General features: G+C 71.5%; 12 protein-coding genes. All 12 read left to right on the top strand.

Annotation, left to right across the window (positions count from 1 at the left end):
* The first annotated feature begins 100 nt into the window (after positions 1–100).
* The 12 genes from ACGIF2_RS14950 to ACGIF2_RS14895 all read left to right on the top strand — a co-directional run bounded on the left by ACGIF2_RS14950 (position 101) and on the right by ACGIF2_RS14895 (position 14,306).
* Positions 101–1,006 carry a helix-turn-helix transcriptional regulator gene (locus tag ACGIF2_RS14950; protein ID WP_396047567.1) on the top strand — a complete coding sequence of 302 codons (906 nt, stop codon included), beginning with the start codon at positions 101–103 and terminating at the stop codon, positions 1,004–1,006.
* Between the two features lie 26 nt (positions 1,007–1,032).
* The gene (locus tag ACGIF2_RS14945) at positions 1,033–2,019 is read left to right on the top strand and encodes an aldo/keto reductase (protein ID WP_396047569.1); all 987 of its coding nucleotides are present in this window, start codon (positions 1,033–1,035) and stop codon (positions 2,017–2,019) included.
* Between the two features lie 81 nt (positions 2,020–2,100).
* Positions 2,101–3,249: an NAD(P)/FAD-dependent oxidoreductase gene (locus tag ACGIF2_RS14940; RefSeq protein ID WP_396047571.1), complete on the top strand. Its 1,149-nt coding sequence runs from the start codon at positions 2,101–2,103 to the stop codon at positions 3,247–3,249.
* A 77-nt stretch (positions 3,250–3,326) separates the two neighbouring features.
* Complete coding sequence (locus ACGIF2_RS14935; RefSeq protein ID WP_396047573.1) at positions 3,327–4,205, top strand: universal stress protein; 879 nt, start codon at positions 3,327–3,329, stop codon at positions 4,203–4,205.
* A gap of 244 nt (positions 4,206–4,449) precedes the next feature.
* On the top strand, positions 4,450–5,484 hold the full coding sequence (locus tag ACGIF2_RS14930; protein WP_396047575.1) for a LacI family DNA-binding transcriptional regulator: 1,035 nt from the start codon (positions 4,450–4,452) through the stop codon (positions 5,482–5,484).
* A 61-nt stretch (positions 5,485–5,545) separates the two neighbouring features.
* Complete coding sequence (locus ACGIF2_RS14925; protein ID WP_396047748.1) at positions 5,546–6,790, top strand: extracellular solute-binding protein; 1,245 nt, start codon at positions 5,546–5,548, stop codon at positions 6,788–6,790.
* Positions 6,791–6,834: 44 nt separating this feature from the next.
* Positions 6,835–7,812, top strand: coding sequence for a carbohydrate ABC transporter permease (locus ACGIF2_RS14920; protein WP_396047577.1), 978 nt, complete (start codon positions 6,835–6,837; stop codon positions 7,810–7,812).
* Entirely contained in the window at positions 7,809–8,627 is an 819-nt protein-coding gene (locus ACGIF2_RS14915) for a carbohydrate ABC transporter permease (protein ID WP_396047579.1), read from the top strand. The genes ACGIF2_RS14920 and ACGIF2_RS14915 overlap by 4 nt, the downstream gene beginning before the upstream one ends.
* A 53-nt stretch (positions 8,628–8,680) precedes the next feature.
* Entirely contained in the window at positions 8,681–10,684 is a 2,004-nt protein-coding gene (locus ACGIF2_RS14910; RefSeq protein ID WP_396047581.1) for a TIM-barrel domain-containing protein, read from the top strand.
* A gap of 72 nt (positions 10,685–10,756) precedes the next feature.
* Positions 10,757–12,712, top strand: coding sequence for a glycoside hydrolase family 127 protein (locus tag ACGIF2_RS14905; protein ID WP_396047583.1), 1,956 nt, complete (start codon positions 10,757–10,759; stop codon positions 12,710–12,712).
* A gap of 35 nt (positions 12,713–12,747) precedes the next feature.
* On the top strand, positions 12,748–13,083 hold the full coding sequence (locus ACGIF2_RS14900; RefSeq protein ID WP_396047834.1) for a helix-turn-helix domain-containing protein: 336 nt from the start codon (positions 12,748–12,750) through the stop codon (positions 13,081–13,083).
* Positions 13,080–14,306, top strand: a complete 1,227-nt coding sequence (locus ACGIF2_RS14895) for a type II toxin-antitoxin system HipA family toxin (protein ID WP_396047587.1) — start codon at positions 13,080–13,082, stop codon at positions 14,304–14,306. The genes ACGIF2_RS14900 and ACGIF2_RS14895 overlap by 4 nt, the downstream gene beginning before the upstream one ends.
* The last annotated feature ends 184 nt before the right edge of the window (positions 14,307–14,490 follow it).

Here is a 14,490-nt window from a genome sequence, read left to right as displayed (position 1 = left end):
CCCTCAGGAAACCCCATGGCGACGGCGTGAGCGAGTCCCTGGTGTCACAGGTACCGGCAGGGCCTCCCTCGTCCCGCGGGGTGCCCGTAGGGTCGACGGCATGGACCAGCGAGCGGAGATCCGCGACTTCCTCGCCTCGCGCCGGGCGAGGATCACCCCGCAGCAGGCCGGCCTGCCGGTGTACGGCTCGAACCGGCGGGTGCCCGGGCTGCGGCGCGAGGAGGTCGCGATGCTGGCGGGCGTCAGCGGCGACTACTACGTGCGTCTCGAGCGCGGGAACCTCGCGGGCGTCTCGGAGGGCGTGCTCGAGTCGCTCGCGAACGCCCTGCAGCTCGACGAGGCAGAACGGATCCACCTGCACGACCTGGCCCGCGCCGCCCAGCGCCGGACGCCGCGCCCCCGCCGCCGCGCGTCGACCCCGACGGTACCCGCGAGCATCCAGACGATCCTGGACGCGATGACCGGGGCACCGGCCGTGGTGCGCAACGACAGGCTCGACATCCTCGGGGCGAACGTCCTCGGGCGGGCGCTGTACGCGCCGCTCTACGCCGATCCGACGGGCCCGGCGAACCACGCCCGGTTCGCGTTCCCGGACCCCCGCGCGCGCGACTTCTGGGTCGACTGGGAAGGCGCCGCCGACGACACGGTGGGCATCCTGCGGGCCGAGGCCGGGCGGGACCCGTACGACACGGCGCTGACCTCGCTCGTCGGCGAGCTGTCGACCCGCAGCGAGGAGTTCCGCACGCGCTGGGCGGCCCACGACGTGCACCTGCACCGGGGCGGGGCGAAGAAGATCCAGCACCCCGTCGTCGGGCGGCTCGACCTGATGTACGACGTGCTGCCGGTCGCGCAGGCCCCCGGTCTGACCCTGCTCGTCTACACGGCCGAGGCGGGCACGTCGACGGCCGACGCCCTGCAGCTCCTCGCGTCGTGGGCCGCCACGCGCGAGCTCGAGGTGGCCGAGCAGACCCCACCGGGCAGCGGCCCGCGCGGCACGAGCGCCTGAGCACCACGACGACAGGAGGAGCAGCCATGCAGGCACGCACGCTCGGACAGGGCCTGGAGGTCTCGGCGATCGGCCTGGGCTGCATGGGCATGAGCCAGAGCTACGGCCCCAACCCCGGCCCGCGCGACGAGATGATCGCCGTGCTGCGGGGGGCCGTCGACCTCGGCGTCACGTTCTTCGACACCGCGGAGGTGTACGGCCCGTTCGTCAACGAGGAGCTCGTCGGCGAGGCCCTCGCACCGCTGCGCGACCAGGTCGTCATCGCCACCAAGTTCGGCTTCGCGATCGGCGACGACGCCCGAGCCTCCGGGCTCGACAGCCGTCCCGAGCACATCAGGGCCGTCGCGGAGGCGTCGCTGCGCCGGCTCCGCACCGACGTGATCGACCTGTTCTACCAGCACCGCGTCGACCCGGACGTCCCCATCGAGGACGTCGCGGGGACCGTCAAGGAGCTCGTCGCGGAGGGCAAGGTCCGCCACTTCGGCCTCTCCGAGGCTGGTGCCGCGACGATCCGCCGCGCGCACGCCGTGCAGCCCGTGGCCGCGCTGCAGAGCGAGTACTCGTTGTGGACCCGCGACCCCGAGGCCGAGGTCCTGCCGGTGCTCCAGGAGCTCGGCATCGGCCTGGTGCCGTTCAGCCCGCTCGGCAAGGGGTTCCTCACCGGCACCGTCGACGCCTCGACGGCGTTCACGGACGGCGACATCCGCACCAGGATCCCGCGGTTCACCGAGGAGAACCGGCAGGCGAACCAGGCGCTCGTGGACCTGCTCGGCACCGTCGCCGCACGTCACGGGGCCACTCCTGCGCAGGTCGCCCTCGCGTGGCTGCTCGCGCAGGAGCCGTGGATCGTGCCGATCCCGGGCACGCGGCGCCTCGGCCGGCTCGAGGAGAACATCGGCGCTGCCCGGCTCGACCTCGGCGACGACGTCGAGCTGCTCACCGCCGCGGCCGACCGGATCGGCGTGGCCGGCGCACGGTACAACGAGGCCATGATGCGCATGACCGGGCGCTGAGTATCGTCGGAGACGCTCAGGGCCGCCGGTGACGCCGGAAGCTGTGAGGCCTGCACGTTCCACCGACGGAGGGCTCTGGCGATGACGCGTGTCGTGGTGCTGGGTGCAGGTTTCGGCGGGCTCGAGGTTTCCGCACGGCTCTCCGAGTCGTTGGGCGATGCGGTCGAGGTCGTGCTCGTCGACCGGGCCGAGTCGTTCGTCTTCGGGTTCTCCAAGCTCGACGTCATGTTCGGCCGGGTGCCGGCCGAGCACGTCCGGCACAGGTACACCGACATCGTGAAGCCCGGGGTGCGCCTCGTCACCGCCTCGGTGCTGGCGATCGACCCGGTCGCGCGGCGGGTCGAGACCGACGCGGGCACGTTCGACGCCGACGTCCTGGTCGTGGCTCTCGGTGCCGACGTGCACCCCGAGGCGACGCCGGGCCTGGTCGAGGGTGGCCACGAGTTCTACACCGTGGCGGGTGCGTTCGCGCTGCGGGACGCGCTCGCGGACTTCGACGGCGGGCGCGTGGTGGTGGGCGTGACGTCCACGCCGTTCAAGTGCCCGCCGGCCCCGAGCGAGACGGCGCTGCTGCTCGACGAGCTGCTCACCCGGCGCGGTGTGCGCGAGACTTCCGAGATCACGCTCGTCATGCCGTTCGGGATGCCGATCCCGCCTTCGCCCGCCGCGTCCACGGCGCTCCTGGCGGCGTTCGGTGAACGGAAGATCGTCTGGCACCCCGAGGCGTTCGTGCAGTCCCTCGACCCCGCGGCTCGGGTCGCGCACCTGAGCGACGGTTCGACGCTGCCCTACGACCTGTTCCTCGGAGTGCCGGTGCACCGGGTGCCCGAGGTGGTCGCCGCGTCCGGCATGACGGTGGACGGGTGGGTCCCCGTCGACCCGTTCACGCTCGAGACGCGCTTTCCCGGCGTGTACGCGGTCGGTGACGTGACGAGCGTCGGGACGCCCAAGGCGGGGGTGTTCGCCGAGGGGCAGGGCGCGGTCGCCGCCGACCGGATCGTCTCGTCGTTGCGGGGGGCCCGACCGCGCGCCGAGTACGACGGCCACGGGGTCTGCTACCTCGAGGTCGGTGGCGGCGAGGTCGGCAAGGTCGACGTCTTGTTCCGCCCGGGGGAGCGGCCGTCGGGTGCGCTCGTGGGGCCGTCGGTGGACCTGGCGGCGGAGAAGAGCACGTTCGGTGCGACGCGGGTCGCGCGGTGGTTCGGCAGGACGTGGAGCCCGCTGGGCTGACAGGCCCTGCGCGCGGGCCGTAGCGGGTGCAGCCTGGAAGCAGGCCCGGGCCACGGTGCCAGGTGAGGAGTTTCACGATGAGTGCCCCTGTCGTCGTCGGGTACGACACGTCCGAGCAGTCCGTCGCCGCGGTGCGGTGGGCTGCCCAGGAGGCGCTCCGCTCGCGGAGCGAGCTCGTCGTGGTGCACGTCTGGGGCTTCGCGCACCAGCCGGAGAGCGCGGCGAGCCGCACGTGGCTCCGCGAGCAGGTGCTCGCGGGGGTGCAGGCCGTGGCCGACGAGGGCGCGTTCCTGGCGGCCGAGGCCGCGCCGGGCGTGGTGGTGACCGCCGTCGTGGGGCACGGCTCGCCCGCGCAGGCGCTCGTGGACCGTTCCACCGAGGCGCGGATGCTCGTGCTCGGCAGGCACGGCACGGGCTGGTTCCAGGAGATGGTGCTCGGTTCGGTCGCCGTCGCGGCCGTCCAGCACGCCACGTGCCCGGTCGCTGTCGTGCCCCAGGAGGCCGTGGGTCGCGACCCGCGGGGGCTCGTCGTGGTCGGCACCGACGGATCGGCGGGCGGCGACGGTGCGCTGGTCACGGCCGCCGAGCAAGCGGTGCTGCGCGGAGCCGACCTGCGGGTCGTCACGACGTGGACCTCGACGCCCGTCACCTCGTCCATGTCGTACTGGGTCGAGGCCTACCCGGACGTGACTCCCGACGAGGTCGCGATGGCCGCGGCCGAACGGGTGCAGGAGACAGCCCGTGAGGGCTTCGCCCAGGACTACCCGGACCTCGAGGTGTCGTGGGACGTCGCGGAGGGCCCCGCGTCGCACGTCCTGGTGCGGGCGTCGTCCGACGCCGACCTGACGGTGGTCGGCGCGCGGGGGCTCGGTGGTCTCGCGGGGCTGCTGCTCGGCTCCGTCAGCCGGGGTGTGGTCCGGGGTGCGCACAGCCCGGTGCTGGTGACCCGCTCGTGAGCGGCTCTCACCCGGAAGGCTGATCGGCACCACGCAGGAGGAGTCGCCCCGTGATCGGGGCGACTCCTCCTGTCTGTCCAGGTCTGTCCGTGTCGCCGCCGCATGAGCGCGGTGATGAAGCTCAAGCGCGGCGAACCGGTTCGACAGTCGGTGCGTGTTTACGGCTTGCGGGACGCGAATCGACGCGCATAGTGTGCGAACCGGTTCGACAGCGAACTGGTTCATCGATGATCCGGAGGCACAGATGGCGACGATCGGCGACGTGGCGAAGGCCGCGGGGGTCTCGCGCAGCACGGCGTCCTACGCGCTGTCGGGCAAGCGAGCGATCTCGCTCGAGGTGCGGCGTCGTGTCGACGACGCGGTGCGCGAGCTCGGCTACACGCCGAACGCCGGCGCCCGGGCCCTGGCCACCTCCCAGACGATGGTGCTCGGGCTGCTCGTGCAGTTCCTCGAGGACGAGTTCGCCCCCGCGATGCTCCAGTACATGCTCGGCGTCTCGAACGTCGCACGTGAGCTCGGCTACGACATCCTCATGGTCACCGACGGCGACGGCGCCCAGGCCCTGCGGCGGATCACCGACTCGCGCATGGTCGACGGCGTGATCCTCATGAACGTCGCCCACGACGACGTGCGGCTGCCCGTGATGCGTGCCGCGACCGTCCCCGGCGCGCTCGTCGGGCTCCCCGGTGACTGCACCGGCATGGACGTCTTCGACCTCGACTTCGAGGAGGCCGGCCGCACGATGGTCGACCACCTCGCCGACCTGGGCCACCGCGAGCTCGTGCTCGTGTCTCAGCCAGAGCACGTGGTCGAGCGCGGCGGTGCGTACGTGTGGCGTCTGCGCGACGCCGCACTGGCCCAGGCGCGCTCGCGGGGCATCACGCTGCACGCCGAGTTCGGTGAGTCGCAGCAGCCAGCGGTCGGGCGCTTCCTCGACGACCTGCTCGACCGCCACCCGCAGGCCACGGGCCTGCTGGTCCACAACGAGGCTGCCGCGGCCGCCCTGCCGTCGGTGCTGCACGCCCGCGGGCTCCAGGCCCCGCGCGACCTGTCCGTGGTCGGGCAGTACTCGGACGAGTTCGCCCGCACCTTCTCCCTGCCGTTCTCGTCGATCGAGAGCGCCCCCGACCGGCTCGGCCGGATGGCGGTGCGTCAGCTCGTCCGGCGCATCGAGCAGCAGGACCCGACCGAGCCGCACGTCGTGCGGTTCGTGTCACCCGAGCTGGTCGAACGGGGCAGCACGGGTTCGCCCGCGCCGTCCCGCGCCGACCAGCGCTAGCAAGTCCGCTCCCTGGGGCAACGCCGCCCCGAGATCACCGTGTTCAAGGAGGAATGACGTGATGCGCAAGACAACCATCCGCAGCTGGGGCGTGCTGGGGGCGGTCACGCTCGCGGCGATGAGCCTGACGGCGTGCTCGTCCGACGCGGCGTCCGACGACGCCGGCGGCACCTACACCTGGTGGGACCCGTACCCCCAGCACGACGCAGCCTCCGACTGGGGCAAGCGCGTCGAGGCGTGCGGCACCGAGGCCGGTGTCACGGTCGAGCGCACCGCGTACGACACGACGGCGCTGACCAACCAGGCGCTGCTCTCGGCTCAGGAGGGCACGTCGCCCGACGTGATCCTGCTCGACAACCCGGCCGTCTCGACGCTCGCCGACACCGGCATGCTCAACACGATGGAGGAGTTCGGCTTCGACACCTCCGCGATCGACGCGAACCTCATCGCCGCGGGCCAGATCGACGGCGACACGTTCGGCATCCCCGTCGGGGCCAACACCCTGGCCATCTACTACAACCAGGACGTGCTGGACGCCGCTGGCGTCGACGCGGCGTCGATCACCGACTGGGCGTCGCTCACCGACGCCCTTGCGAAGGTCACCGCGTCGGGCAAGAAGGGCATCACGTTCGCGGGCATCGGCACCGAGGAGGGCTCGTTCCAGTTCCTGCCGTGGTTCTGGGGCGCGGGCGCCGACCTGCGCGAGCTCGACTCGCCCGCGGCCGTTGCCGCGCTCGAGCTGTGGACCGGCTGGCTCACCGACGGCTACGCGCCGAACTCGGTCATCAGCAACTCGCAGAACACGACCTGGGAGGAGTTCCTCACAGGTGACTTCGGGTTCGTCGTGAACGGCACGTGGCAGATCAACAGCGCAGCCGAGGCCGGCTTCGCCACGGGTGTCATCCCGATCCCCGCCAAGGACGGCGGCGCGGCTGCGGCCCCGACCGGCGGCGAGTTCATCACCATGCCCGTGCAGAAGGACGAGGCGCGCTACGAGACGACCCGCAAGATCGTCGAGTGCATGACGACGACGGACGGGTTCGTCGAGACCGGCACGACGTTCGCGTACTACATCCCGCCGACGGCCGAGGGCCAGGAGGCGATCCTCGCGGCCAACCCCGACCTGGAGCCGTGGGTCGCTGCCGTCAACGCCGCGAAGGGTCGCACGAGCGACGACCTCGGCACGGACTACCCGAAGGTCTCGGAGCAGCTGTGGACCGCGGTGCAGGAGGCGCTCTCGGGCGTCGAGACGCCGCAGGCCGCGCTGACCCAGGCCCAGGAGGCCGCCGAAGCCGCGATCGGCTGACCTGGTAACTGCTGCACCGAGCGCGAGGACATGAGCTGATGAAGATGACCCAGACCGCACAGGTCGGGGCCGGCGCAGCGACGCCGGACGGGGTGGCGGCGCGAGCCGTCGCCGCCCCGTCCGGGCGGGCGAGCAACCGGTCGCGATCGACCCGATGGGCGGCGGTCGGCTTCGCCGCTCCGCTCGTGGTCTACCTGCTGGCGTTCTACGCGTTCCCGCTCTGGCGGAACATCGAGCTGAGCCTGCACGACTACACGCCACGCGCGTTCGTCCAAGGGAATGCCGAGTTCGTGGGGCTCGACAACTACGCCGACGTGCTGGCTTCGCGCACCTTCTGGCCCGCGGTGCGCAACACCGCGATCTTCGTGGTGGTGTCGATCGCTTTCCAGTACGTGCTCGGCCTCGCACTGGCCGTCTTCTTCCGGCAGAACTTCCGGCTCTCCGGGATCCTGCGCGGGATGTTCCTGATCCCGTGGCTGCTGCCGCTCATCGTCTCGGCGTCCACCTGGTCGTGGATGCTCAACAGCGACAGCGGCATCGTGAACTCGGTGCTGGGGGCGTTCGGGGTCGGTCAGGTCAACTGGCTGACGTCTCCCGAATGGGCGCTGGTCTCGGTGATCGTCGCCAACATCTGGCTCGGCATCCCGTTCAACCTGGTGATCCTCTACTCGGGCCTGCAGAACATCCCGGGCGACCTGTACGAGGCTGCGAGCCTCGACGGTGCGACCGGCTGGCAGCAGTTCCGCAAGATCACGTTCCCGCTGCTGCGTCCCGTCTCGGTCATCACGCTGCTGCTCGGGCTGATCTACACGCTCAAGGTCGTCGACATCATCTGGATCATGACGACCGGCGGCCCCGGCAGCTCGTCGACCACGCTCGCTGTGTGGTCCTACCGGGAGGCGTTCGGCACGGGCCAGCCCGACTTCTCGCCTGCGGCGGCCGTCGGCAACCTGCTGATCCTCATCGCGCTCGCCTTCGGGTTCGTCTACCTGCACCTCCAGCGCCGACAGGAGCAGTCATGAACGGCCACCGCCCCTGGTGGAAGACCGCGCTCGGCGTCTTCTTCACCGCCCTGATGCTGTTCCCGGTCTACTGGATGCTCAACGTCTCGCTGACGAAGACGAGCGACATGCGGGCCGACCCGCCGCACTGGTTCCCGTGGAACCCCACGCTCGAGGGCTACAGCGACGTCATCGACCAGCAGCTGCCCCACCTGGGAACGAGCATGCTGATCGGGATCGGGACCGTCGTCCTGACGCTCGTCGTCGCAGCCCCGGCCGCCTACTCGCTCGCCCAGCTCAACCTGCGCGGCGGCAAGACGCTGAACTTCGTGCTGCTCGTGGCGCAGATGATCCCGGGCGTGATCATGGCCATGGGCTTCTACGCCATCTACATCAAGCTCGGCCTGCTCAACACGGTGTGGGGGCTCATCGTCGCGGACTCGACCGTCGCGGTGCCGTTCGCGGTGCTGCTGCTGACGACGTTCATGCAGGGCATCCCACGCGAGCTGATGCAGGCCGCGACGGTCGACGGCGCGGGCACGTGGCGCACGTTCCGGTCGGTGGTGCTGCCCGTGAGCCGCAACTCGATGATCACGGCGTCGCTGTTCGCTTTCCTGTGGTCGTGGTCGGACTTCATCTTCGCCTCGACCCTGAACCGCAACGGCGACCTGATCCCCATCACGCTCGGGATCTACAAGTACATCGGCAACAACACGACGCAGTGGAACTCGATCATGGCGACCGCCGTGGTCGCCTCGATCCCCGCCGCCGTGCTGCTCGTCGTCGCCCAGAAGTACGTCGCCGCCGGCGTCACCGCGGGCGCCGTCAAGGACTGACCACCCGTCCTTCCCCATCTCGTCCCTCCCCGCACAACCGGAGCATCACAGCCATGGTGACCTTCCACCCGTCTGCCACGTCCCTCGAGGTCCGCCACCGTCACGAGGTGCTGCGCCTCGAGGCATGGGGCGTCGACAGCGTCCGCGTCCGCGCGGCCCAGCACCGCATCCCGACCGAGAGCCACGGCGCGCTCGACGAGGCCCCCGCCGCACCGGCCCCGTCGATCGAGGTGGGGGACGCGCACGCGACGTTCCGGCACGGCGACCTCACGGTCGAGGTCGACTTCGACCTGGGCGCCGCGTACCCCGAGCCGCTGCTGACGTTCCGACGCACCAGCACCGGCGAGGAGCTGCTCGCGGAGAGCCGCGAGCACTTCTGGATGCCGGGGGCGCGCTCGTACCAGGGCAACCGCTCGGGCGCCTACGAGATCCACCAGCAGTTCGCGGCGTACGACGACGAGAAGCTGTACGGCCTGGGCCAGCGCACGCACGGCCGGCTCGACATCAAGGGCCTGTCGCTCGACCTGGTGCAGCGCAACGCCGAGGTCAACATCCCGTTCGTGCTGTCCAGCCGCGGCTACGGCCTGCTGTGGAACATGCCCGCGGTGGGCCGCGTCGAGTTCGCGCAGAACGCGACCCGGTGGAGCGTGGGCCAGGCCCGCGGGATCGACTACTGGTTCACGGCCGCGCCGACCCCGGCCGCGGTCATGGCCCGGTACGCCGACGCGACGGGCCACGTGCCCGAGCTGCCGCAGTGGGCGTCGGGGTTCTGGCAGTGCAAGCTGCGCTACCTCGACCAGGACGAGCTGCTGGGCGTCGCGCGCGAGCACAAGCGCCGCGGGCTGCCGATGTCGGTCATCGTGACCGACTACTTCCACTGGTCGGCCATGGGCGACTTCCGCTTCGACGAGGCCGAGTGGCCCGACCCGCAGGCCATGATCGACGAGCTGCACGAGCTGGGCATCGAGCTCATGGTGTCGATCTGGCCCACGATCTCCCCGCTGTCGGAGAACTTCGCGGACTACCGCGACCAGGGCCTGCTCGTCGGATCCGACCAGGGCGTCGAGTTCCACCAGACGATCCAGGACAAGGGCATGTCCACGCCCATGCCGCTCGCGTTCTACGACCCCACGAACCCGCGCACCCGCGAGTACGTGTGGGACCTGATCGAGCGCAACTACCTGTCGTACGGCATCAAGGTGTTCTGGCTCGACGCGTCCGAGCCCGAGCTCAACCCGGCCCACCCCGGCAACCTCGCGCTGTACGCGGGCCCGGGCGCCGAGGTCGCCAACATCTACCCGCGCGACAACGCGCAGCTCTTCGCCGAGGGCATGGCAACCGCGGGCCAGGAGCCCACGGTGCTGCTGTGCCGCTCGGCGTGGGCGGGCGCGCAGAAGCACGGGGCGGCCGTGTGGTCGGGGGACATCCCCGCGACGTGGCTCTCGCTCGAGCAGCAGATCCGGGCGGGGCTCAACATCGCGATCTCGGGCATCCCGTGGTGGACCACCGACATCGGCGGCTTCCATGGCGGCGACTCGCGCGACCCGGCGTACCGCGAGCTGATGATCCGCTGGTTCCAGTTCGGCGTGTTCTGCCCGCTGTTCCGGCTGCACGGCGACCGTGAGCCCCGCACGCCCACGTCGTACGCCCAGACGGGCGGGCCCAACGAGGTGTGGTCGTTCGGCGACGAGGCCTACGAGATCATCGCGGACCTGCTGCACCTGCGGGAGCGCCTGCGCCCGTACATCCACGAGCAGATGCACCTGGCCGCGACGGACGGGCTGCCGCCCATGCGTCCGCTGTTCGTCGACCACCCGGACGACCCGGGCGCGTGGGAGGTCGAGGACGAGTTCCTGTTCGGCCCCGACATCCTCGTCGCGCCCGTCTCGCGCCCCGGCCAGCGCAGCCGTCCGGTGTACCTGCCGCGCGGCGCCCGCTGGGTCGACGCCGCGACCGGCGAGGTGCACGAGGGCGGCCAGACGATCGAGGCCGACGCGCCCATCGAGCGCATCCCCGTGTTCACCCGCGAGGGGTCGGACGTGCCGCTGCACGCCTGAGCCTGCCCGTCCGCGCCGCCTCGACCCCGCGCCCCGCGCTCCCGTGACCCCCAGACCAGGAAGTTGACCGCCGTGCTCCCCAGCTCCACCGACGCCCGCCCCGGGACCGTCGGCACCGACCCGACCGGGGGTCGTCCCGTGGTGCCCGCCCACGGCACCCGGCGTCCGCTCGGGCTCGCCGAGATCGCCCTGACGGACGGCTTCTGGTCGACCCGGCAGCAGACGAACGCGGCTGCGACGCTCGCCCACTGCGAGCAGTGGATGGAGCAGCTCGGCTGGGTCGCGAGCTTCGACCGCGTCGCGGACGGGACGATCGGCCCCGACCGTCCCGGCTGGGCGTTCGCGGACTCGGAGGTCTACAAGCTGCTCGAGGCCCTCGCGTGGGAGCACGGCCGCACGGGCTCGACCGTGGAGGAGGACGCGTTCGTCCGGCTCGGCGCGCGGGTGGCCGCCGCGCAGGACCCGGACGGGTACCTCAACACGTGCTTCGGGCACGGGGCGCAGGCCGCGCGCTACTCCGACCTGGAGATGGGCCACGAGCTCTACAACACCGGGCACCTGCTGCAGGCCGCGGTCGCCCGGGTGCGCACCGTCGGGGTCGACGCGTTCGTCGAGGTCGCGCGCCGCGCCGCCGACCACGTGTGCCGCGAGTTCGGGCCCGGGGGGCGCGAGGCGATCTGCGGGCACCCCGAGATCGAGGTCGGGCTCACCGAGCTCGGCCGGGCGCTCGACGAGCCGCGCTACCTCGCGCAGGCCGCGCTGTTCGTCGAGCGGCGCGGTCGGGGGCTGCTGGGTCCCGTGGCGTTCGGGCCGGCGTACTTCCAGGACGACGTGCCCGTGCGCGAGGCCACCGTGTGGCGTGGTCACGCCGTGCGGGCGCTGTACCTGGCGGCCGCCGCGGTCGACGTGGCCGTCGACACCGACGACGCCGAGCTGCTCGCGGCGGTCGAACGGCAGTGGACCACCACCGTCGCGCGCCGCACCTACCTCACGGGCGGCATGGGCTCGCACCACCAGGACGAGGGCTTCGGCGAGGACTGGGTGCTGCCGCCCGACCGCGCCTACTGCGAGACCTGCGCCGGGATCGCGTCGAACATGGTCTCGTGGCGGCTGTTCCTGGCCACCGGCGACGTGCGGTACGCCGACCTCATGGAGCGCACGTTCTACAACGTGGTGGCCACGTCACCGCGCGCCGACGGCCAGGCCTTCTTCTACGCCAACCCACTCCACCAGCGCACCGCCGCGCACGACGCGGTGGACGGCGAGGTCAACCCGCGCGCCGAGGGTGGCCAGCGCGCCCCCTGGTTCGACGTCTCGTGCTGCCCCACGAACGTGGCCCGCACGCTCGCGACCTGGCAGTCGTACGCGGCGGTCGCCGAGCCCGACGGGCTCACGCTGCTGCAGTACGCGTCGGGCACCGTGCACGTCGAGCTGCCTGGGGCAGGTCCGTGCGGGGGAGAGGTGCTCGGGCTCGACGTCACCACGACCTACCCCGACGCGGGCACCGTGACCGTTCGGGTGACCGCGGCCCCTGAGCGGGCGGTGCGGCTGCGGCTGCGCGTGCCCGACTGGGCCGACGGCGCCGTCCTCGAAGAGGGCGGTCACGAACGGCCCATCGAGCCGGGCTTCGCCGAGGTCGCACGCCGCCTGGTGGTCGGCGAGGAGCTGCGGCTCGAGCTGCCCATGGCCGCGCGGCTGACCTGGCCCGACGAGCGGATCGACGCGGTGCGCGGCTGCGTGGCCGTCGAGCGCGGACCCCTCGTGCTGTGCGTCGAGTCGACCGACCTGCCGGGCGTCGACCTCGACACCCTGCGGATCGACCCCTCGGTCGCGCCGCGGGCCCACGGCGACGGCGCGGTCGTGAGCGGACGGCTCGTCGACCCGGCGCCCGCCACCGGGTCGCTGCCCTACGCCACGGCCCCCGGGCACCCGGCACGGAACGAGGACGTCGAGATCACCCTGGTGCCGTACCACCGCTGGGCCGAGCGCGGCGCCTCGACCATGCGCGTCTGGCTGCCCCGTACTTAGGGTGGGCTGGTCTTGGATGAAGAACAAGGCCGGCGATGAATCATGGGCGACTCATTCGCCCTCCGCTGTGCCGGTGGCTCAGATATGATTCATCAATGGACAACCGCGTAGATGAATCATCTGTGACGCAGCGGTTCTACCGAGCGCGGGATACCACCAGCCTCGGACGCGCAGTTCAGGGCGCGCGGACCGCCCGCCGCTACACCCAGGACGAGCTCGCCAGCATGATCGACTCGTCCCGCCCCACCATCTCCCGACTCGAACGAGGGGCCGCCGCCACTTCGACCGATACCCTCCTGGACGCCCTCGCGGCGTGCGGGTACGAGCTCGTCGTCGTCCCCCGCGGGGCTCGCATCACGGTGACCTCATGACCCGCGTCCTGCACGTGTGGCTGCGAGGTCGGCACCTCGCGGAGCTCGAACAGCTCCGCAACGGGCGCCTGCGCATGCGGTACGACGACAGCGCGCTGGACACCTACGGCATCGGCGCCAAGCCGCTGTCGCTGTCGCTGCCCCTGACGGACAGGCGCGTCCAGGGAGACCACCTCGAACGGTTCCTCGACAACCTCTTGCCTGAAGGCGCGGTGCGCGGGGCCCTGGAGCGGCAGCACGCCATCCGACCGGGGGACGCGTTCGCGCTGCTGAGCCAGATCGGCCACGAGTGCGCGGGCGCCATCCAGCTCACCACCGAGGCGGAACCACCTGGCGACGGAACGCTCTTCGACCTGTCCTCCGCCGAGGTGGACCGGGTCGTGGCCCAGCTCCCGACGCTGGAACCGCCCGAGGGGCAGGTCGTGTCAGCGTCGCTCGGTGGTGTTCAGGCGAAGGTGCTGCTCACCAAGACCGCTCACGGGTGGGCGTGGCCGGGAGATGGTGCGATGTCTACCCACATCATCAAGCCGGAACCAGTCACCGACGTCGCCGTGCGCGACCTCGTCCGCTGGGAAGAGTGGGCGCTGCGCCTGGCTCGCGGCGCGGGCCTGCCAGCTGCGAACGCCGAGCTCGCGGACTTCGACGGGCGCCTCGCCCTCGTCGTCGAGCGGTACGACCGTGCCGACGGCGCGCGCCTCCACCAGGAGGACCTCACCCAGGCGCTCGGTGTCTCCGCGCGGGACAAGTACGAGTCCTCCCCAGACGACAGGCGGCTACGGCGGATCGCGCGAGAGGCCGGAGCGGAGTCCCTGACCCCCGCCGGGTTCGTCGCTGACGAGCTCGCACAGGTGACGTTCAACCTCATCGTCGGCAACGGGGACGCGCACTCCAAGAACTACTCGATGATGATCGACGAGACCGCGACGTTCTCCATGGCGCCTCTGTACGACGTCGCGCCGGTGTACCTGCTCAACTCGGTCTTCCAGGGCTTCGGGCACCACCTCGACGAGCAGGCGCGCCTGCGGTACCTCACCGGCGGGCACCTGCTCCGTGAGGCGAGCACCTGGGGAGTGCCGGACATGATCGTGACCGACGTGATCGAGACCGTCGCCTCCCGTGTTCGCGACATCGTGGAGGGCTGCGACGCCGACGGGATCGACGTCGCCCCTTTGGCCCATGAGATCAGGGCGCGAGCGGGTGCGATCCTCGACCTCCTGACCTGAGTCGCCAGCCCTTGACCCAGCCAGACCTTCGTCGTGACGCCGCTCACCAGGACGGTGCCGCCGCTCATCGTGAGGAGCCGTTGACCGCTACGAGGACGTCGGTTTCCGCCCGCGGCTCAGCATCGACACGAGAGGCTGGGTAGAAGTCGGACTTGCCGGAGGGGTGCGGAGGGTGTCGTGCAAC

This window comes from Cellulomonas sp. P22 (assembly GCF_044392165.1).
This window is presented reverse-complemented; position numbering and strand designations above follow the sequence as displayed.